12 protein-coding genes are annotated in these 20,773 nt (G+C 64.7%); all 12 read left to right on the top strand.

Annotation, left to right across the window (positions count from 1 at the left end; genetic code table 11):
* Positions 1-2: 2 nt before the first annotated feature.
* The 12 genes from LDZ27_RS18975 to LDZ27_RS18920 all read left to right on the top strand — a co-directional run bounded on the left by LDZ27_RS18975 (position 3) and on the right by LDZ27_RS18920 (position 20,773).
* Complete coding sequence (locus LDZ27_RS18975; RefSeq protein ID WP_244814135.1) at positions 3-1,229, top strand: ISL3 family transposase; 1,227 nt, start codon at positions 3-5, stop codon at positions 1,227-1,229.
* A gap of 602 nt (positions 1,230-1,831) precedes the next feature.
* Positions 1,832-3,001, top strand: a complete 1,170-nt coding sequence (locus LDZ27_RS18970) for a nucleotide sugar dehydrogenase (RefSeq protein WP_244816419.1) — start codon at positions 1,832-1,834, stop codon at positions 2,999-3,001.
* The gene (locus LDZ27_RS18965) at positions 2,998-4,122 is read left to right on the top strand and encodes a glycosyltransferase (RefSeq protein ID WP_244816418.1); all 1,125 of its coding nucleotides are present in this window, start codon (positions 2,998-3,000) and stop codon (positions 4,120-4,122) included. Before LDZ27_RS18970 ends, LDZ27_RS18965 begins: the two co-directional genes overlap by 4 nt.
* Complete coding sequence (locus tag LDZ27_RS18960) at positions 4,106-4,663, top strand: hypothetical protein (protein WP_244816417.1); 558 nt, start codon at positions 4,106-4,108, stop codon at positions 4,661-4,663. Before LDZ27_RS18965 ends, LDZ27_RS18960 begins: the two co-directional genes overlap by 17 nt.
* Positions 4,660-5,631 (top strand): polysaccharide deacetylase, encoded by a 972-nt coding sequence (locus tag LDZ27_RS18955; protein ID WP_370653415.1) that lies wholly within the window; start codon positions 4,660-4,662, stop codon positions 5,629-5,631. The genes LDZ27_RS18960 and LDZ27_RS18955 overlap by 4 nt, the downstream gene beginning before the upstream one ends.
* Positions 5,631-6,944 (top strand): glycosyltransferase family 4 protein, encoded by a 1,314-nt coding sequence (locus LDZ27_RS18950; protein WP_244816416.1) that lies wholly within the window; start codon positions 5,631-5,633, stop codon positions 6,942-6,944. Before LDZ27_RS18955 ends, LDZ27_RS18950 begins: the two co-directional genes overlap by 1 nt.
* 7 nt (positions 6,945-6,951) lie before the next feature.
* Positions 6,952-8,037, top strand: coding sequence for a glycosyltransferase (locus LDZ27_RS18945; protein ID WP_244816415.1), 1,086 nt, complete (start codon positions 6,952-6,954; stop codon positions 8,035-8,037).
* Positions 8,038-8,050: 13 nt separating this feature from the next.
* Positions 8,051-9,583 carry a glycosyltransferase gene (locus LDZ27_RS18940; RefSeq protein WP_244816414.1) on the top strand — a complete coding sequence of 511 codons (1,533 nt, stop codon included), beginning with the start codon at positions 8,051-8,053 and terminating at the stop codon, positions 9,581-9,583.
* A gap of 346 nt (positions 9,584-9,929) precedes the next feature.
* Positions 9,930-10,715: an SDR family oxidoreductase gene (locus LDZ27_RS18935; protein ID WP_244816413.1), complete on the top strand. Its 786-nt coding sequence runs from the start codon at positions 9,930-9,932 to the stop codon at positions 10,713-10,715.
* A 1-nt stretch (position 10,716) separates the two neighbouring features.
* Entirely contained in the window at positions 10,717-12,255 is a 1,539-nt protein-coding gene (locus tag LDZ27_RS18930) for an LTA synthase family protein (RefSeq protein WP_244816412.1), read from the top strand.
* Entirely contained in the window at positions 12,255-19,859 is a 7,605-nt protein-coding gene (locus LDZ27_RS18925) for a type I polyketide synthase (RefSeq protein WP_244817261.1), read from the top strand. The genes LDZ27_RS18930 and LDZ27_RS18925 overlap by 1 nt, the downstream gene beginning before the upstream one ends.
* Entirely contained in the window at positions 19,856-20,773 is a 918-nt protein-coding gene (locus LDZ27_RS18920; RefSeq protein ID WP_244817260.1) for a UDP-3-O-acyl N-acetylglycosamine deacetylase, read from the top strand. Before LDZ27_RS18925 ends, LDZ27_RS18920 begins: the two co-directional genes overlap by 4 nt.

Genomic DNA, 20,773 nt, shown 5'->3' with positions numbered 1-20,773 from the left:
CAATGACGAACCAACTGTTTGAAGCCGCTCTGGGAATCAAGGCCCCGTGGTATGTACAAAGCGTCGACTTTGATGCCGGCAAACGCCAGCTCACGATTGCCGTGGACTTCGTCGCGGGCAGCCGGTTCGGTTATGCCAGCGTCGCCGGCGAGCATCCGGTGCACGACACGCAAATCAAGCGTCTGCGCCATCTGAATTTCTTCCAGCACGAGTGCTATCTGGAAGTACGGGTGCCGCGCGTGCGCTTGCCGGACGGCTCGGTACGGTTGGTGGAACCTGATTGGGTCGGCCAACTCAGCGGCTTCACGTTGCTGTTCGAGGCGCTCGTGCTGATGCTCGCTCAGCAGATGCCGTTTGCTGCCGTGGCGCGCATCGTCAACTTGTCGTGGCACCGGGTTCACGCCATCTGCTCGCGCTATGTGGAACTGGCGCTCGCGTCGGCGGACCTGTCGGATGTGACGATGGTGGCGATTGACGAAACCTCGTACCGGCGCGGTCATGAGTATCTGACACTGGTTGCCGACATGCAGGCGCGGCGGGTCGTGTTCGTAACAACCGGCAAGGATGCCAGCACGATTGAACGCTTCGCCGCCTATCTGGGCCAACACGGCGGCAAGCCCGAGCAGGTCGGCTCGGTCAGCATCGACATGTCGCCGGCTTTCATCAAGGGCGTCGACGAACATCTACCCAATGCGCGGCTGACCTTCGACAAGTTTCACGTCGTCGCGCACGCGTCCAAGGCGCTCGATACAGTGCGTCGGCAACAACAGAAGGTCGACCCGGAACTTAAAGGCATGCGCTGGATACTGCTGAAAGACGCGAACAAACTCAATCTGGCCCAACTGACCGACCTCGAGGCGCTTATCAGTCAGTACACCACCAGCCGCACGGCCCGCGCCTGGCTGTATCGCGAGCAACTGCGTGAGATTCTCGAGCGCAAGCAAATCAATGTCGTCTCCGAAATGTTGCAACAGTGGTGCACCAACGTCATGCGCTCGAAGGTCGAACCAATGAAGGACGTGGTGCGATTGATTCGCCGGCACTTCGACGGCATCGTCGCCTGGACCCAGACCCGCCAGACCAACGGCTTCATCGAAGCCATCAACGGACTGTTTCAGGCCGCCAAACGCAAGGCACGCGGATACGCTCGCTTCGAAACCATGCGAACGGTCCTGTTTCTCATCGCAGGCAAACTGGACTTCTCCGCCTTCAACTCGCATGCCCGCTGAAGGCCGTTACCCACTCCGCTTTCAAAAGAGCCGAAGTTTGTACGAACTTGCCGTAGACCAGAATGCGTTCATGAGCGTCTGCCCTAGCGGAGATGATTTGTGGTTCTGGGGCATGGCAGTGCTGAAGGGGACTAAGATTCGGATTGTGAAGGACAGCAGTTTCAAGCTTGCGCATATACCGGGGACTCAGGCGACCGCGCTGTGGATTGGTAATGTAAAGCGAGGGCAGAACGACTTGATGCTTCGAGCACTGGATTCGTGTTTCCCCGAGATCCGGCAAAAGGTATCGCGAAGCGACGCGGCAAGCGTCAAATCAAGCGTTCCTATACAGATCACGTGAGGAATCGTTCTTTATTCTTGCCTTCCAGAAAGCGTTGGGGCTGCCGTATTACAGCATGCAGCGGAGACTGAGGACGCCATGATGCTATCGCATTCAGCAGACAGACCCAGGCTCCGCCGGCGAAACCGAGCATGTTCGGGCCGCGGTGCTTCGTTCGGGAAATTTACGCGTTGAGCTTTGGCGCATTAGCTTGATCAGAACATTCATCGGATCGGGAGTCGATGTCCGGCTTCTTGAACGCGATCCCTATAAGGACGTTAAAGTGAAAATCACAATCGCCGGCACCGGCTACGTCGGCCTTTCTCTCGCGGTCCTGCTCGCGCAACACCACGAAGTCGTCGCCTTGGACATCGTCCCCGAAAAGGTGTCGATGCTCAACCGCAAGCAATCCCCGATCGAAGATGTCGAGATCGAGGACTTCCTGCGCCATAAGCGCTTGAACTTCCGAGCGACGCTGGACAAGGAAGATGCCTACGCGGACGCCGACTTCGTCATCATTGCGACGCCGACCGACTACGATCCCGAGACGAAATACTTCAACACGCGCTCGATCGAGGCCGTCGTCCGCGATGTCATGGCCATCAATTGCAAGGCGGTGATGGTCATCAAATCGACGATTCCTGTCGGCTACACGGAGCGCATGCGCGCTGAATTCGATACCGACAGGCTCATTTTTTCGCCGGAATTTCTTCGCGAAGGCAAGGCGCTATACGACAATCTGCATCCGTCGCGCATCGTCGTCGGAGAGAATTCCGAACGCGCGAGAACCTTCGCGAATGTGCTGAAGCAAGGCGCGGAAAAGGAAGACATTCCGACGCTATTTACCGGCAGCACGGAGGCGGAGGCCATCAAGCTCTTTGCCAATACGTACCTCGCGATGCGCGTTGCGTATTTCAACGAGCTCGACACTTACGCCGCGCAGCACGGTCTCGACCCGCATCAAATCATCAACGGCGTTTGTCTCGATCCGCGCGTGGGCGCGCACTATAACAACCCGAGCTTCGGCTATGGCGGTTACTGTCTGCCCAAGGACACGAAGCAACTGCTGGCCAACTATCAGGACGTGCCGCAGAACCTGATCCACGCGATCGTGGAATCGAATAGCACGCGCAAGGATTTCATTGCCGAAAGCGTGCTCAAGCGGCGTCCGAAAGTGGTCGGCATTTATCGGCTCGTCATGAAAGCCGGTTCGGACAATTTCCGCGCATCGAGCATTCAGGGCGTGATGAAACGCATCAAGGCGAAAGGCGTTGAAGTCATTGTCTATGAGCCGGCCTTGCACGACTCGACCTTCTTCAATTCGCACGTCGTCAAGGACCTGCTGGAGTTCAAGCGCAGCGCCGATGTCATCGTGGCAAACCGGATCACCAGCGAACTCACTGATGTCGCCGACAAGGTCTATACGCGCGATCTCTTTGGCGGGGACGCATGACCGCATCAAGCTCGCCGCTCGAGGCGCAATTCAACGCCGCAGCGCCGCGCATCCTCTTTTTCAACGTGAATGGCTCTGGAATGGGCCATCTCAATCGTTGCCTCGCATACGCGCGTCGTCTGCAGGGGCGGGCTCGGCCGTTTTTCTTCTCGCTTGCGTCGGCAATCGAAATCATCGAAGAAATGGGTTTCGAAGCCGACTATTTCGTCTCGCATTATTGGTCGGAAAGTTCGACGTTCGCATGGAACAGCGAACTGGCGATCCGCTTCGGCATGATGCTCGAGCGCGTGCGGCCGCATGCCATCGTATTCGACGGAACATGGCCGTTTCAGGGATTTTTCGCGGCATGCCAAGCGTATGGGTCGCCCGCGCTCGTCTGGTCCAATCGCGGCTTGCTAAAGGCAGATGGCAAATCCGTTCCGGTCGATGAATCGTCGTTCGATCTCGTCATTCAGCCTGGCGAACTGGGCGCCGTTCACTGCGAATCACGATTGGCCGGACGCGGAAAACGAGTGGCCGTGCCGCCGGTATGCCTGCTCGAGGACGATGAGCTTCTTGATCGCGCCGAAGCCAGGCAAGCGCTTGGGCTGCCGCCCGAAGGCCGCCTTGTGCTGTTCTCGCTGGGGCCGGGAAATCTGAAAGACGTCGCTGGCATCGGACACGGTTTGATCGACGCATTCAAGGCGACGGGATTCGATATCGTCTGGGCGCGCGCGCCGATCTCCGTGCGTGACGTTGAACTGCCGGCCGGCGTGCGTCCCATTTCGGTTTATCCGCTTGCACGATACCTTCGTGCGTTCGATGCTTTTGTCGGCGCGGCCGGATACAACACATGCTGCGAAGTAGTCCAGTCGCGCGTTCCCGCGCTAATCGTTCCAAACGCACAATTGGCGGATGACCAACCGCGCCGCGCGCAGATGGTCGCGGAAAATATTCCGGCTGTCGTCTCCGCGTGCGAGACGCACGTTGAGCGCAGGCGCGCCGTCGAGCAATTGCTTGCGATGACGAATGTCGGGCAATCGAGTCGCACACGCGTGAAGATGAACGGCGCTTCGCTTGCGGCCGACGCGATATTCCGCTTGTTGGCCGGCGAGGAGGCAAGCGTTGAACATCATCGCTGACACGCGGGCACTAAGACGCGAATTGCGCGCGCTTGCTGCTAAGCCCGAATGGGATTTGCTCACGCGCCATGACTTGCTGGTGAAGAAGCCACCGTCGTCATTCAAGGAACGCGTTTGGCGGCGCGCGAGATTCATCCTGTCGACGCTCGGCTTGATGTCGCCGCATGTGACGGACTATCCGTGGCGGCCTAGCCTCAAGCACGCAAGCGCACGCGAAGACGCGAAGATTTTGTTGATCTGGGCGCTGGACGCCGATCGCGACGAATTGCGCAACGCATGCAAGAGCATTGCGACGCGGCTAACACGGGATAGCGCATACGTACCGGTGCTCGTCACCGACGTCGCCGACTTCGCCTATTTCTCGCGTCTCGGCTGGCTCGTCGAATACGTTCCGGCCCTAGGCGGCGAAGGTCGCTCTTACCGCGAAAGAAAACGCGCCTATCTTGCGTGGCGCTATCGCGATGCACGCGCAGTGCCGCTAAACGCCGGACTCGCAAGCGAGACGGAGTGGAGCGCACTGCTAAAACCGAAGCGGAAATGATGCAAAAGAATCGCTATGCCATGCTGACCGTGGACACCGAGGCGTTGCCCAAGCGCGCAACGCACGATCACGTCAAGCGCCTCATGTGGGGCGTGCACGAAAATGGCCGTGCGGGCATCGGAGAGATGGCTTCCATCGGCGACGAATTCGGCGCCAAGCACGTCTATTTCGTCGATCAGTGCGGGGCGTGGTCGTATCTGGATGAGACGAAGGAAGTGGTCCGCTGGCTCAACGACGCCGGCCAGGATGTCCAGCTTCACACGCATCCGGAATATCTGCCCGATTCGTTCTGGGCCGAACACGGACTCGCACGCCGTCCGCAGTACATGAATCAATACACCGACGAAGCGCGCGCCGAATTCGTCATCCGGCATTTCGGCGATCTGATTTCTAGGGAGACCGGCAAGCCCGTGCTCGCGCATCGCGCAGGCTCTTTTCGCTGGAACGCCGATACTATTCGCGCGCTGAAATCCGCCGGCGTGCCGCTTTCGTTCAATAACTCGATGTGCGCCGTGCACGCTAACCAGTGCGTCTGGAGCGAGCCGACCAATATGCCGTTCGCATGGTCGAACGGCGTGATCGAAGTGCCGATGACCGAAAAGAAGATCCTGCCGAAGGTCGGAAAGGACGAGTGGTGGGCGCGCCTGACGTACCCCGAATCGCCTTACTTCCGTTTCCGTCCGTGGTGGGGCAAGCTGCTCTTCGACGCCTTCAGCGGCAGTCCCGCAATGTCGATTTTTCTGCTGCACTCGTGGTCCCTGCTTTACTGGGACGAGAACGGGCACGCCACCTATCGCGACGATCAGCGCATAGAAGGCTATCGAAAACTTCTCGCGCGGTTGACGAAGGACTACGACGTCATTACCACCGCGGAGTTTCTGGACCTTCACGCGCGCGGCAAGATCAAGACGGCGCATACGGCCGATATCGCGCAGGCCGAGTTGCAGCAAGCCGGGAGCGCGCGCTGATGAGCGCCTTGTGCGATTCCCTGTCGACACTCGCGAGCGAGCCGTATCTTGCGCTTAGCCGCTGGCTGACCGTCGGTGCGCTGGATCGCAAGGCGAGGCAGCGCGCCACCGCGACGCCTTTCGTCGCGCAGGCGAACAGCATGCTTTACGTGGCCGCGAGCGCGTTGCCGTATCACACGAGCGGTTATACGACGCGCACGCACGAGGTCGTTCAGGCGATCGCGTCAGTGGGCGGGCGCGTGCACGCATTGACGAGACCGGGCTATCCCGGGGACCGTTTCGACCGACAGCGCAATGCCATCGCGAGCGAAACGCAAGTCGGAGGCGTTCGATATCTGCACGCCGCAGCGCCTCGCAACAATCGTCCGGTGCTGCTCTATGCGATGCAGGCGGCGCACGTCATCGCGCAGCGTGCGCGTGAGCATGAGGTCGCCGTCATTCATGCAGCCTCGAATCACGTCAACGCGCTGCCGGCGCTGCTTGCGGCGAGACGGCTCGGAATTCCGTTCCAATATGAAATGCGGGGCCTGTGGGAACTCACTCGCATCTCGCGCACGCCCGAGTACGAGCGCCGTCAAGGCTTCACGCAAGGCTTGCAGCTCGAAGGTCTCGTCGCGCGTCATGCGGACAAGCTGTTCGTCATCTCGCAACAGCTCGGACGGTTTGCGCGCGATCGCTGGGGCATTCCGAAAGAGCGCATCTTTCTGTTGCCCAATTGCGTGGATCCGGCGCGCATCGTGCCTTTGGCGTCCGATGTCGCGGACCCGCACACCATCGGCTATGCAGGATCGTTGCTCGCTTACGAAGGACTCGACACGCTGATCGATGCCGTCGCCGTCCTCGCCCGTCGAGGGCATCCGGTGAAAGTGGAACTCGTCGGCGACGGCGAAGCGCGCCCCGCGCTCGAGGCTCAGGTTCGACGCCTGGGGTTGTCCGAGCGCGTGCAATTTCATGGACGGACGTCGCCGGAGAAGGCGCGCGAGGCGGTCAGCCGCTTTGCGCTCGTCTGTATTCCGCGAAAACCATTCAAGGTTTGCGAAATTGTGCCGCCAATAAAGATGGTGGAAGCGCTCGCAATGGGCAAGCCAGTCATCGTTCCGGATTTGCCCGTGTTTCGCGACGAGATGGGGCGTGATCCGGCGGGCTGGTTTTTCAAGGCGGGCGATGCGGCGGATCTGGCGCGCACGATTCAGACGGCGCTCGCCGATGCATCGGCGCTTCATGCGCTCGGCGCGCGTGCAAGGCAGTACGCGTCGACCGAGCGCTGCTGGCGGGATTTCGTGATCAACGCACTGCCTGACAGTGCGGCGTGAGGATTGAATGGTTGGCAGGGTCATCAGAAAGCTGGGCTCACTCGTCTACGACTATCCGAAAGTCGCGGAGGACGTCGAGCATGCGGGGCGTTTCGGCCGCCTGAAAATCGCGCTCGTCTCCGATTACTTCACCGCCGACTGTCTCTCGGCGGAATGCCGCATCCGCGTGCTGACGCCTTCGAATTACGAGAACGTGATTCACGAATGGAAGCCGGATCTAATCTTTGTCGAATCCGCGTTTCATGGCGTCGACGGCAGCTGGCGCTACGAGCTCGCGAAGCAGTCGCGGCTCATGCGCCTGAGCCGTCCGGTCACGATTTTTCGGCTCGTCGATTTCGCGCGCAACGCGGGCATCCCGACCGTCTTCTGGAACAAGGATGACGGTCCTTTCTTCGAGGCCTTCATCGACGTGGCGAAGCGCTTCGACTATGTCTTCACGACCGACAAGGACTGCGTCGAGCGTTATCGCCGGCAGGTGCCCGCGCATGTGCCGGTGAATACGCTCGTCATGCCGTATCAGCCGGCATCGCACAGCTTTTCGGACTTCAATTTCACGCGCAACGAGGCGTGCTTCACAGGCAGTTATTACCGGTGCATTCTCAACGAGCGCAGGCGTTTTCTCGACATGATGTTCGATACCTGCGAGCACAGCCAGATGCGTCTGAACGTGTACGACCGGCATCACGATCGCCTGTCGCGTCACTTCGAGTTCCGCTTCCCGAAGAAGGGTCACTTGCATCTGCACGGCAAGGTGCCGCATCGCGAAACCGCGCAGGTCTACAAGTCGCATGTAGTGTCGATCAACGTGAACTCAGTCACGGCGTCCGAGACGATGTTCTCTCGCCGCCTCGTCGAAATTCTGGCGTGCGGCGGCATCGCGGTGACGAATCCGAGCCGCGCCGTCGACAAGTATTTCCGCGACTTCTGCCATGTCGTGAACACGCCCGAGGAAGCGCGTGAACTGTTCGCGCGCCTGCGTCACGGTCCTTCGCACGCCGACCTCGAACGCGCCAAGGCGGGCGCGAGCTATGTGCGGCAGAACCATACGTGGGCGCATCGGCTGGAAGAAGTCTGCGGCGTCGTGGGGATCTGAAGGAACGGTCACGATGCTCGCGCTTCTTTCCTATTTTGCCCAGCTCGTATTTCTGCTGGTGGTCGCCTATTTCGCGTTATACGTGCTGCTCGAATTGCGCGTTCTGCTCATCTCGCGCAAGGTGGAACGGCGCAAGCTGACTGAGTACGCGCGGCTCGCGGGCGAATGCGAAGAACCGTTTCATCCGCCGGTGAGCGTTTTGCTGCCCGTGTGCAACGAGGCGGATGTCGTCGAGCGCTTGATCGACGCCGTGTGCCATCTGGATTACCCATCCGATGCGCTCCAGATTCTCGTGCTCGACGATTCCTCGGACGCGACATCGAGACTCGCGAAGGCGAAGGTCGACCATTATGCGCGCGAGGGCGTGTCGATTCGTTTCATCAGGCGGCCAAAGCGCACCGGCTTCAAGGCGGGCAATCTCGTCTACGGCATTCAGCAGTCGTCGGGCGAATTCTTTGCCATTTTCGACGCGGATTTCATTCCGCCCGCCGACTTTCTGCAGAAGACGATTCCGTGTTTCAAGGACCTGAAGCTCGGCTTTCTTCAAACGGGAATCGGATACGAGAATCAAGATGCATCGTTTCTCACGCGCTTTCAGGCGATGGAAATGGGCCATCAGCAATATGTCACCGTGGGACTGAGCGAGGACGGCGATATGGCTTCTCTCAGCGGAAGCTCGTGCGTATGGCGCAAGACGTGCGTGGATGCGTTGGGCGGCTGGAATGCGTCCACGGTTACGGAGGACGTGGACCTCGGTTATCGCGCGCAATTCGGCGAATGGAAATACGCGTATCTGCGCGATGTCGTATCCATGTCGATATTGCCCGAGACCATCAGTGCGTTCCGCATTCAACGCGAACGATGGGGACGCGGTCTGATTCACAGCGGATTCAAGCACGTCGGTCAAATGCTGTCGCAGCGCATGCCGATGATGAAACGCCTGCACGCCATTTCGGTGATGTTCTCCTCCGTGCTGCTCGCCTCGATCCACGTTCTCGTGATGCTGAGTCTGCCGCTCACCTTTCTCGTTCATCTCGATGGCCCCGGCATTCACTGGGCTGCGCTCGCGTTCTTCGTGCTCGTCGCGATATGGGCGCTGGGCAATGCGTTCGGCGCGCGCAAGGGCGCCCGGCTCGACGACAGGCGCAGCATCGCGCACACGCTTTGGGATACCTATCGCTATATCGCGATGTTTTTGCCGATGGCCTGGTATTACTTCGCGGGCGGCGTGCGGGCGCTTTTCGGCGTCTATAGCGAATTCCACCGCACGCCCAAAGGCAAGGACGCATATCGCCAACTGATGCCGCGCATCAACGCGGTTTTGCTCGCGGGCGAACTATTCACCTTTTTCTATTCGCTTTTCGCGACGTATGTAGCGCTTGACCGAGGCAATTATTTTCTAATTCCGCTCAACGGGACCGTATGCGTCGGCTTCGGAATGGTGCTGCGTTGGGCCTGGCAGGAAAGGCGTCGCATGAAGCCGGTTCCGGTCATCGAGAAGAAGCGTGATTCGTCTTTTGTCGGTCAGCAGGACGCCGGAAATTAATGCCGGATGCGCGTGGCGGGAACGACACAGTGCAAGGTAAATGTAGCGGTCGCATAATATATTTGTGTAAAATTGTGACAGGAAATGCAGGCGGCGAGGCTGGGTCTTTGCCCGTAGCGCGGGTCGAGTCGGGCGCGGTCATATTCGCGCGCTTTCTCGCGTTGCTCCTATTACTGTTTTCAGGTCTCCTAAGCGCTCTGCGATCCGGCTTCGTCGTTGATTAACCGCGCTTTTCGAACTCGCGTATTGGGCGGTGCATAACGCTGCATGCCGGATACGCATAAAACTTCAAGTGCATTTTTTGAGATAGTGGGGAGCCAATGGTGTCCGCATTCGGGGAAGGCAGGTGAACGCAGACAAGCCGCGAACCATCGTCATCACGGGCGCGAGCGCCGGCCTGGGCCGCGCGCTGGCGTCGTGCTATGCCGTGCCCGGTGTCACGCTCGGATTGATCGGCCGTGATGCGGAACGCATCGATTCGGTCGCGGCGGCGTGCCGCGCGCGCGGAGCGGATGTCGTTAGCGCTTCCATCGACGTGCGCGATCAGGCCGCGCTTGCCCGCTGGATGCTCGATTTCGATGCGCGGCATCCCGTCGATCTCGTGATCGCGAATGCCGGCATTGCAAGTACGCTTAGGTCACCTGATGATTGGGAAGACATCGAGCGGACTGCTGCCATCGTCGATACCAATCTCTATGGCGCGCTGAACACGGTGCTCCCTGTCATCGAGCGCATGCGCGCGCGCCGGCGCGGCCAGCTCGCGCTCGTCAGCTCGCTCGCCGGGCTGCGCGGCATGGCTATTTCGCCGGCGTACTGCGTGAGCAAGGCGGCGCTCGTCGCCTGGTGCGATTCCGTGCGCCCGCTGCTCGCGCGCGACGGCATCGGCGTCTCGGTCGTGATGCCGGGTTTCGTGCGAACCGCAATGAGCGACGTCTTCCCAGGCAGCAAGCCCTTCATGTGGACGCCGGAGAGGGCTGCGCTCCATATCCGCAAGCGTCTGTCGCTGCGGCGCGTCGAGATCGCGTTTCCGTTCAGCCTCGCCTTCGGCATGAAGCTGCTGCGGCTCTTTCCCGCCGCTCTTGCCGATGCCATCCTCGGCCGCATGTCGCTTCTCCCTCGCCGGGACATGTGACGTGCTCGCCGCATCCGCTCTGGCGGCCGCGACGGTCGCGCTCTCTTTTGGCGTCGAGGCCATCGCGGTGCCGCGGTGCTCGCTTCGTCGTCCGTTCGCGGCGATGGCGCTGCACGCTTCGGCCGTCGCGGTCGTCGCGGGCTGCGCGCTCGCGCTCACCGCGCGGCCCGTGTTCTCGGCGTGCGCTGCGCTCGCGTGGATCGCGCTCCTCGCCGTCATCAGCAACGCGAAATTCGAGTCGCTGCGCGAGCCTTTCGTATTCACCGATCTCAGCCTTTTCAGTCAGGCGTTCTCGCACCCGCGCCTTTATCTGCCATTTCTGAGCGCCGGCAAGGTCGCGGGCATCGTCGCGGGCGTGACGGCGGCGGCAACCGGCTTTCTGCTCGAAGATGCGGCGAGCGCGACCGTTCGATGCGTCGCGGCGCTTGTCGCCATTGCCTGCGGGGCGTTCGCGCTCGTCCTGTCGCGTCGTCTTGCGCTGTCGCTCACTCCGATGGCCGATCAGCAGGCGTTCGGTTTCTTCGCCACTTTCGTCGCGTATCTGTTGAACGGCATGCGACGCACCGAGCGGGAAGCCTTCGCGCGCGCCGCCGATGCCGCGCCGCTTTCGCAGGGCCGCCCGGACGCCGGTGCGTGTCCCGATGTCATCGTCATTCAGAGCGAATCGTGGTTCGACGCGCGGCGGCTCGGCGATTTCGTCCTGTCGGCGCCTTACGCGCATCTGGATCGCATCAAAGACGAGGCGCTCGAACACGGGCGGCTGACGGTGCCCGCGTGGGGCGCGAACACCATGCGCAGCGAATTCGCGATGCTGACCGGCCTCGCATCGGACGCGCTCGGTTACTCGCGCTTCTATCCGTACATGTACGTGCGCCGCGCGACGGCATCGCTTGCCGCGTGGTTCAAGCGCGGCGGATACCGGACGTGCGCGGTGCATCCGTACTACGGCGATTTCTTCGGCCGGCGCCGTGCGCTGCGCTTCATGCAGTTCGACCGCTTTTGCGACATACGTGCGTTCGGCGATGCGCCGCGCGTCGGTCCGTATGTCGGCGACGCATCGGTCGCGGATGCGCTCATCGCCTTGCTCGACGAGTCAGCCAGCGAGCCGCTCTTCGCGTTCGCGATCACGATGGAAAATCACGGCCCGCTGCATCTCGAAGCGGTGGCGCCGGGCGAATCGGCCGCGCGGCACACACTCGGCGACGATGCGCGCTGGCGGGATCTGACCGCCTATCTCCGGCACGTCGAACACGCGGACGCGATGATCGGCAAGCTCACGGATTACCTCAAACAACGGGAACGGCCGACCGTGCTCTGCTTCTACGGCGACCACGTTCCCGCCATGACATCGGTGTTCGACGCGCTCGGCGTCGAGCCCGTCCATAGCGACTACTTCGTGTGGCGCAACTTCGCGGACGATGGGGGCGCGCAGCGGCACGCGCGCGTCGAGGATCTCGGCTTTGCCATACGCCGCGCGATGAAGCAGCCGCGCTGCGTCGTCACACCTTCGCGAGAAACACTACAGCAGTGCCCAGCATGATGACGGATAAAAAGATTGCAATTATCGGGATGGCGTGCCGCTTTCCCGGCGGAGTGAACCGGCCCGACGACTTCTGGCAGTTGCTCTGCGACGAGCGCGACGCCGTGACCACGATTTCGGCGGAGCGCTTCGGGACATCGTTCTATCAGCATCCGTCGAAGCGCGAGGCGGGCAAGAGCTACACGTTCTCGGCTGGCGTGCTCGACGACGTCGCGGGCTTCGACGCCGCCTTCTTCGGCATCTCGCCGCGCGAGGCGACGCAGATGGACCCGCAACAGCGGCTTCTGCTCGAACTCGCGTGGGAAGCCTTCGAGGACGCGGGCGTGCGCCCGGCGGCGATGCGTGGCCGCGACTGCGGCGTGTACGTCGGCGTCGCGACGATGGACTACGGCAACCGCACGATGGACGACCTCAATTCCGTCGATCCGTATTCGGCCACCGGCAATGCGCTGAGCATCGCGTCGAACCGCGTGTCGTATCTCTTCGATTTGCGCGGCCCGAGCATGTCGGTCGATACCGCCTGCTCGTCGTCGCTCGTCGCGCTTCATCAGGCCGTGCAGGCGTTGCAGTCCGGTGAGACGGAAATGGCGCTCGCGGGCGGGGTGAACCTGCTGCTGCATCCGTTCGGCTTCGTGAGTTTCTCGAAGGCGTCGATGCTTTCGCCACGCGGACGCTGCCGCGCTTTCGACGCGACGGGCGACGGTTACGTCCGCTCGGAAGGCGGCGCGTTCGTGCTGCTGAAGCCGCTCGAGCGGGCGCTCGCGGACGGCGACACGATCCACGCCGTGATCGCCGGCTCGGGCGTGAACTCCGACGGCCATTCGCACGGCGGCATCAACGTGCCCGCATCGGCGACGCAGGCAGACCTGCTGCGCACGGTCTATCGCCGTGCGGGCGTCGATCCGCGCGCGCTCGCATATCTCGAGGCGCATGGCACCGGGACCGCGGTCGGCGATCCGATCGAGGCGCGTGCGCTCATCGACGCCGTGTCGGGCGGGCGTCCTTCGACGGACCCGCTTTTGATCGGCTCGGTGAAAAGCAATATCGGACACCTGGAAACCGCGTCCGGCATGGCCGGTCTGCTGAAGGCGGTCCTTTGCCTGAAGCATCGCGCGGTGCCGCGCTCGCTGCATTTCGAAGCGCCGAATCCGGCCATCGATTTCGAAGGCGGGCGTCTGCGCGTGGTGGACCGCTTTACGCCGCTTGCCGCGCGCGAGGACGAACCGCTCGCGGTCGGCGTCAACTCGTTCGGCTTTGGCGGCACGAACGCGCACGTCGTGCTGACAGAAGCGGCGCGCGCATCCGATGCGAGCGCGTCCGGCACAGAACGCGCCGCGGTCGGGGATGCGCCGCTGCCGCCGCTCGTGCTTGCCGCGCGCTCGCCGGCTGCGCTCGCCGCGCTCGCCGCAGGCTATCTCGCGCGTCTCGATAGAGGCGCGCAATGGTCCGCGCTCGCGGCCAGCGCCGCGCGACGCCGCCAGTGGCTCGAACATCGCGCGGTCGTCGCGCCGGCGAATGCCGATGCGGGTCGCGAAGCGCTCGCCGCGCTCGCCGAAGCCTCGGATCGCGCGCTGCCGTCATGCATCGCGCAGGCGCAAACCGCCGAGATGGACGCGCGCGTCGCGTTCGTCTACGCGGGCAACGGCAGTCAATGGGCCGGCATGGGCAAGCAGCTCTACGCGCAGGACGCCGTGTTCCGCGCCGCGATGGACGAAGTCGACGCCCTGTGGCGCGCGGACGGCAGCGCATCGCTGGTTGCGGCGATGTGCGAGGGCGTCGGCGCGCAATGGCTCGCGGCGACGGAAAACGCGCAGCCGCTGCTGTTTGCAATGCAGGTCGGCATCACGCGCGTGCTCGATACGCGTGGCGTGCGTTTCGATGCGACGGTCGGCCACAGCGTCGGCGAGATCGCGGCGGCGTGGGCCTGCGGCGCGCTGACGCTGGAAGAAGCCGTGCGCGTCATCCGCATTCGCAGCGCGGCGCAGGCGCTGACGCGCGGCACCGGCAGAATGGCGGCGGCGGGCATCGGCGAGGCGGCGGCGCGCGAGCTGATCGCGGAGTTCGATATCGGCGGCATCGTCGACGTGGCGGGAAGCAACAGCCCGGAGAGCGTGACGCTCGCCGGCGCGCCCGACGCGCTGCAGACGCTCGGCGCAGCCATCGCGCGCGGCGGCCAGTTTTTCCAGATGCTCGATCTCGACTACGCGTTCCATAGCAGCCTCATGGACGGCATCGAGCCTTTCGTGCGCGACGGCCTCGCCGGGCTTGCCCCGCGCGACGGCGACGTCCCGTTCGTGTCGACGGTCACGGGCGACATCCTGCCCGGCACGGAACTGGACGTTGGCTACTGGTGGCGCAATATCCGCGAGCCGGTGCGTTTCGGCGATGCCATCGCGCGTCTTGCGAACGATGGCGTGCGCGTCTTCATCGAAATCGCGCCGCATTCCATCCTTCGCACCTACGTCAAGCAGACGCTCGACGCGCTCAGGCAGCCGGGCGCGATCGTCCCGACGCTCAAGCGCCAGCACGACACCGCCGAGATGCTCGCGCATGCCGTGCTGAGCGCGGTCGCGCACGGAGCGCGCGTCGATCTGGAGCGGCTGGTGCCGCCCGCCCCGATCGCCGCCTTGCCGACTTATCCGTGGCAGCGCGAGCGGTATTGGCTCGAAGCGAGCGCGGAGGGCCACAACCTCGTGAACCGGCGCGCGGACCATCCGCTGCTCGGCTACCGGCTGCACGAACACGCGTTCGCCTGGGAAAACCAGCTCGATCCGCAGCGCGTGCCGATGCTCGCCGATCACGTCGTCGATGGCGGCGTCGCGTTTCCGGGCGCGGGCTACGTCGAAATGGCGCTGGCCGCAGCGCGCGTGTTCTTCGGCAAGCCGGATGCGGCCGTCGAGAACATCGAAATCCGCATGCCGGTGGTGTTCCAGCCGCAGCACGCGAAAGTGTTCCGGCTGATCGTCGATGCGCGCACCGCGTCTTTCACTATCGAAACGCGCGAGCGCATGAGCAACGGCGCCTGGAATCTGAACGTGACGGGGCGTCTGCTCGAAAGCGGCAATACGCTTCGCGCCGACAGCATCGCGGATACCGCGGCGTTCGCGAATGCCGACGCCCGCGCGGACGTGTCCGGCGACGCGCTCTACGCGAGCACCGCCGCGCTCGGCCTCGCATACGGTCCCGCGTTCCGCTGGGTTCAAACCGTGCGGGTCTGCGGCGACGATGCGCTCGCCGAACTGGAAGCGCCCGCCGCACCGAACGGCGCGAACGCGCTCGCGGACTTCCTGCTGCATCCCGCACTGATGGACGCGGGCTTTCATCGTCTGTTCGCCGTGCTGCGCGCGAAGGGCGCATCGGCAGCGGATGCGCGGGCGGCGTTCGTGCCGGTGCAGATCGGCCGCGTCGATTTCCTGCGCGGCGATCGCGTGCGGCGCGTGCTCGCGCGCGTGCATCGGCGCAGTCCACATTCGATCGTCGCGTCGTTCTCGTTTCTCGATGAAGGCGGCGCGATCGTCGCGCGTCTGTCGGCGTGCCGCTTCCGTCGCGTCGATCTGGCCGCGCGTCAGGGTGCGCCCGCGCGCTTCGCCTATGCGCTCGAAGCCCTGCCCTTGCGCGACGGCCTCGACGCCGCCGCGCTGCCGTCCCCCGCGGCGCTCGCGCAACGGGCGAGTGCGCGTGTCGGCTCCCGCGAGGAAGGCGCCGAGCGCGCGCGTCATCTGAACGAGATGCTGCCGATTCTCGACGTGCTCGCGGGCCTGCACGCGCTGGAAGCGCTCGATGCGCTCGACGCGTTCGCGCAGCCGGCGCTGCCCGCGTGGTCGAACGGACGGCTCGCAGCGCGGCTCGCGCAGATCGTCGTCGAAGACGGTCTCGCTTATCGCGATGGCGAGCGTCTCGTGCGCGCCGACGCGACCTGCGCCGCGATGCCCCCGCGCGATGCGCTGTGGCGCGACGTGCTGGCGGCGTCGCCCGCGCACGTCGCGGAGCTGACCTTGCTCGCGCATGCCGGTGCGGCGCTGCCGCGCGTGCTGCGCGATGGCGATGGATCGTCCGCCGCGCTGCTTTCGTCGACGGGCCGCAGTCTCGTCGAACAGTTCTTCGATGCGTCGCCGACGTGGGCGCATGCGCGCGCGATGCTCGCCGCGTGCATCGGCGAGGCGGTCGCCGCTTGGCCGCAGGCGCGCCGCCTGCGCGTGCTGGAAATCGGCGCGCCGGGCGGCGACGTGCTGCAGCCGCTCGATATCGACGCGGCGCCGGGACGTTGCGAATACACGCTCGCCGGCACGCAGCAGCAGCTTGCCGGTTTCGAGGCGGAAGGCCGCGCCGTCATCCGCACGCTTGCGCTGGATGCAGGCGGCGCGCTCGCGCGCAGCGGCGACGACGCACCGTTCGACGTGATCGTCGCGAACCGGCTGCTCGGCGCGCAGGCGGACCCGCTTGCGGCGCTCGCGGCCATCGTCGAGCGGCTCGCGCCGGGCGGCATCGTCGTGATCGCGGAGGCGCGCGGCAGCCGTTTCGCCGACATCGTGTTCAGCGCGAGCGGCGCTGACGATGATGACATCGCGGATCGGACGCACGCGACGCTCGCGCCGTCCGCGATACTCGCGCTCTGCGGGCGCGCGGGCTTCACGGACATCGTGCGCCATCTGGAAGGCGACGCCGACCTCGAAGGCGCGCCGACGGTCGTGCTCGCGCGCAAACCGGCTGCCGCACAACAGCGCGTCGAGCTTCGGGGCGACGGCGCGCAGTGGCTCGTCGCGCACGAAGCAGGCGACGCGTTCGCGGCCGCGTTGTCGGGTGAACTGACGCGCATCGGCTGCCGCGTCGAGACCGCGCGCGTTCGCGATGCCGCCGCCTGGGTCTCGCGCGTGAGCGGGCAGCAACGCGCGCACATCGCGTTCGTGGCGCCGCACGCAACCCACGGCGACGCGGGTTCCGCCGACATCATGCGCGCACAGCAAGGCGGCGCGAACGCGCTCGCGGCGCTCGTGCGCGAACTGGATGCCGCCGGGCTCGCGGAGCGCGTGCAACTGTGCGTCGTGACGCGCGGCGGTGCGCCGTTCGAGGGCGCGCCGGCACTCCATCCCGAACAGGCGACGCTGTGGGGTTTGGGCCGCGTCGCCGCGAACGAGCATCCGGCGCTCGCCATGCGCCTGATCGACGTCGATCCGTCCGGGGAAGAGGCGGTGTCGGAACTGTCGCGCACGCTCGTCGACGATGACGGCGAAGAAGAAGTGCTGCTCGCGCCGGGCGGCCGCTACTTGCCGCGCATGCTGCCGGCGCAGGAAGCCGAAGCGCGGGGCAACGTCGCGCCGCACGCGGCGCACGCGTTCCTGGCCTTCGACATGCCGGGATCGCTGCGCAACCTCGAATGGTTCAGCCTTTCCGCGCGCGAGCCGGGACCCGGCGAAGTGGAGATCGAGCCGGTCGCGACCGGCCTCAATTTCCGCGACGTGATGTATTCGATGGGCCTGCTCTCCGACGAAGCGGTCGAGACGGGTTTCGCCGGCGCGACCATCGGTATGGAGTTGTCGGGCCGCGTCGTGCGGGTCGGCGCGGACGTCGAAGGCTGGTCGCCGGGTGATGCCGTGCTCGGCTTCGCGCCCGCCTCTTTCGCCTCGCGCGTCTACACCCGCGCGAGCGCCATCGCGCGCAAGCCCGAAGGCATGAGCTTCGAGGCAGCCGCAACGATCCCGACGACGTTCTTCACCGCGTATTACGCGCTGTGCGAACTCGCGCGGCTGCGACGCGGCGAGCGCGTGCTCGTTCACGGCGGCGCGGGGGGCGTGGGGATCGCGGCGATCCAGATTGCGCGGCATCTCGGCGCGCAAGTGTTCGTGACGGCCGGCAGCGACGAAAAGCGCGAATTCGTGCGTCTGCTCGGCGCGGACCACGTTTTCGACTCGCGCAGCCTCGCCTTCACCGATGAAATCCGGGCGCGCACGAACGGCGAGGGCGTCGATATCGTGCTCAATTCGCTCGCGGGCGAAGCGATGGTGCGAAGCATCGACACGCTGCGTCCGTTCGGACGTTTCCTCGAACTCGGCAAGCGGGATTTCTACGAGAACAGCCAGATCGGATTGCGGCCGTTCCGCAACAACATCAGCTACTTCGGCATCGACGCGGACCAGTTGATGGGCGTGCTGCCCGAACTCACGACGCGCCTCTTTCAGGAAGTCGTGGCGCTCTTCGCGAGCGGCGCGCTGCATCCGCTGCCGTATCGCGCGTTTCCCGCCGCGCGTGCGGAGCAGGCGTTCCGCTACATGCAGCAGGCGCGGCAGATCGGCAAGGTGCTCGTCACGTATCCGGCCGGCACGCCCGCGCCGACGCGCGGGGTCGCGCAGCCGAGTTTCGCGCTGAACCCGGACGCGGCCTATCTGATCGTCGGCGGAACGGGCGGACTCGGCTTCGCCACCGCGCGCTGGATGATCGCGCGCGGCGCGCGCTACCTGACGCTCGCGAGCCGCAGCGGTGCGCTCGATGCCCGCAAGCAGGCGCAAGTGGACCGCTGGCGCGACGAAGACGGCGTGACGGTGTCGGTCGCGGCATGCGATGTCGCCGACGACGCGGCGCTCGACGCACTGATCGACGCGATCGAGCGGCGCGGCACGCCGCTCAAGGGCGTGCTGCATTCGGCGATGCATATCGACGACGGCCTATTGCGCAATATCGACGACGCGCGTTTTTCGGCCGTGCTCGCGCCGAAGGTCGCCGGCGCCTGGAACCTGCATCGCGCGACGAGGCAGTGCGCGCTCGATTTCTTCGTGCTGTATTCGTCGGCCACGACGTTTCTCGGCAATCCCGGCCAGGGCGCGTATGTCGCAGCGAACAGCTTCCTCGAGGCGCTCGTCGGGCATCGCCGGGCGGCCGGGCTACCTGCGGCATTCATGGCGTGGGGGCCGATCGAGGATGTCGGCTTTCTCGCGGCGAACAGCGAGACGCGGGAGGCGCTGCAGGCGCGCATCGGCGGTGCATCGATCACATCCGACGAAGCGATGTCCGCGCTCGAACGCACACTGGCCATGGGGCGCGCCGGCGAAGCGGTGGTGCGGCTCGACTGGCGCGCGATCGCCCGCGGCATGCCGGCCGCGACCGCGCGGCGCTACGCGGCGCTGCAAACGGGCGGCGCGGCTGAGACGGCAAGCGAGGACGTCGTGCTGCTCGAGCAGTTGCGCACGCTTGCGCCGGGGCAGGCCGTCGCGCTCGTCGAAACGGCGCTGCGCGGCCAGATCGCACGCATCCTGCACATGTCGCCCGAGCGCATTGAAGGGGACCGGTCCGTGCTCGATCTCGGAATGGACTCGCTGATGGGCATGGAACTCGGCATGGCCGTCGAGGAAACCTTCGGCGTGAAGCTGTCGATCATGGCGATCGCGGAAGGCGCAACCGTTCATACGCTTGCCGCGCGCATCGTCGACATGCTCGGGGAACGCGTGACCGGCGCGGGCGATGCCGGCGCCGGACAGGACGAACAGCTCGCGGCGCTCGCCGCACAGCATGCGCTCGATGACGACGACGCGCGCGCACTGCTGCAACGCAATCAACAACAAGAGAATCGGGGAGCCGCAACATGCGAGTCGACACCGGCGTTGGCCGAGTGAAGCTGCCCTCAGGCTGGCACGCGAAGGAAGGGACGCTCGCGAGGCCGCTGGAACTATCGGGGCACGGCCTGCATACCGGCAGGCGCGTGAACGTGCGGATCCTGCCGGTCGCGATCGCATGCGAGCGGCACGGCATCGTGTTCCGGCGCATGCGCGGCGGGCGCGAACTGGGGACGCTCGCGGCCAGTCCCGCATTGCGCCACGGCCAGCCGCTTTGCACGATGCTGCGCGCGCAAGACGGCATGGCGGTGCGTACCGTCGAGCATCTGCTCGCCTCGTTGCTCGCGTGTGAGATCGATCACGCGATCGTCGAACTCGACGCGGAAGAGGTGCCGATTCTCGACGGCAGTGGGCAGCCGTGGATCGATGCGATCCGCGCCTGCGGCCGCGTGGCGATCGCGCGCCCGAAGCGCTTCTTGCGTGTGCTCAAGCCCGTGAGCGTCGTCGACGGCGAGGGAGCGGCGCGTCGCGAAATGCGCGCCGAACCTGCGGAGCACTACGAAATGAGCGTGCGCAACGACGATCACATGGGCTTCGGCGACATGCGCTGGAGGGGCCTCATCACGCCGGCGAGCTTCGCCGGCGAGATCGCGTCCTCGCGCTCCTACGGGCAGATCAAGTGGGCGGTGCCCGCCATCGTCGCGGGCTATCTCACGCGCATGCCGATCCTGCGCGGCGCGCGGCTTTCGTGCACGGCGGCGATCGTCGGCAAGCGGGTGGTCGGCGGCCTGCGCCAGCCCGATGAATTCGTGCGGCATCGCGTGCTCGATCTCGTCGGCGATCTCGCGCTCGCGGGCGCGCCGCTGCTGGGCCGCATCTGCGCGACGCGGCCGAGCCACGAAATGAACTACCGCCTGCTCGCCGCGCTGCTCGGCACGGACGGCGCGTGGGAGTGGGCGGACGCGGTGGCCTGA

The sequence above is a fragment of the Caballeronia sp. Lep1P3 genome, assembly GCF_022879595.1.
Lineage (GTDB): Bacteria > Pseudomonadota > Gammaproteobacteria > Burkholderiales > Burkholderiaceae > Caballeronia.
Note: the sequence above shows the minus strand (reverse complement) of the source record. Positions and strands in the feature narration are given on the sequence as shown.

What these genes read in the sequence shown, in the direction of transcription:
- LDZ27_RS18975 (WP_244814135.1), top strand. Translation starts at nt 3, where the DNA reads ATGACGAACCAACTGTTTGAAGCCGCTCTGGGAATCAAGGCCCCGTGG.
- LDZ27_RS18965 (WP_244816418.1), top strand. Translation starts at nt 2,998, where the DNA reads ATGACCGCATCAAGCTCGCCGCTCGAGGCGCAATTCAACGCCGCAGCG.
- LDZ27_RS18955 (WP_370653415.1), top strand. Translation starts at nt 4,660, where the DNA reads ATGATGCAAAAGAATCGCTATGCCATGCTGACCGTGGACACCGAGGCG.
- LDZ27_RS18950 (WP_244816416.1), top strand. Translation starts at nt 5,631, where the DNA reads ATGAGCGCCTTGTGCGATTCCCTGTCGACACTCGCGAGCGAGCCGTAT.
- LDZ27_RS18945 (WP_244816415.1), top strand. Translation starts at nt 6,952, where the DNA reads ATGGTTGGCAGGGTCATCAGAAAGCTGGGCTCACTCGTCTACGACTAT.
- LDZ27_RS18940 (WP_244816414.1), top strand. Translation starts at nt 8,051, where the DNA reads ATGCTCGCGCTTCTTTCCTATTTTGCCCAGCTCGTATTTCTGCTGGTG.
- LDZ27_RS18925 (WP_244817261.1), top strand. Translation starts at nt 12,255, where the DNA reads ATGACGGATAAAAAGATTGCAATTATCGGGATGGCGTGCCGCTTTCCC.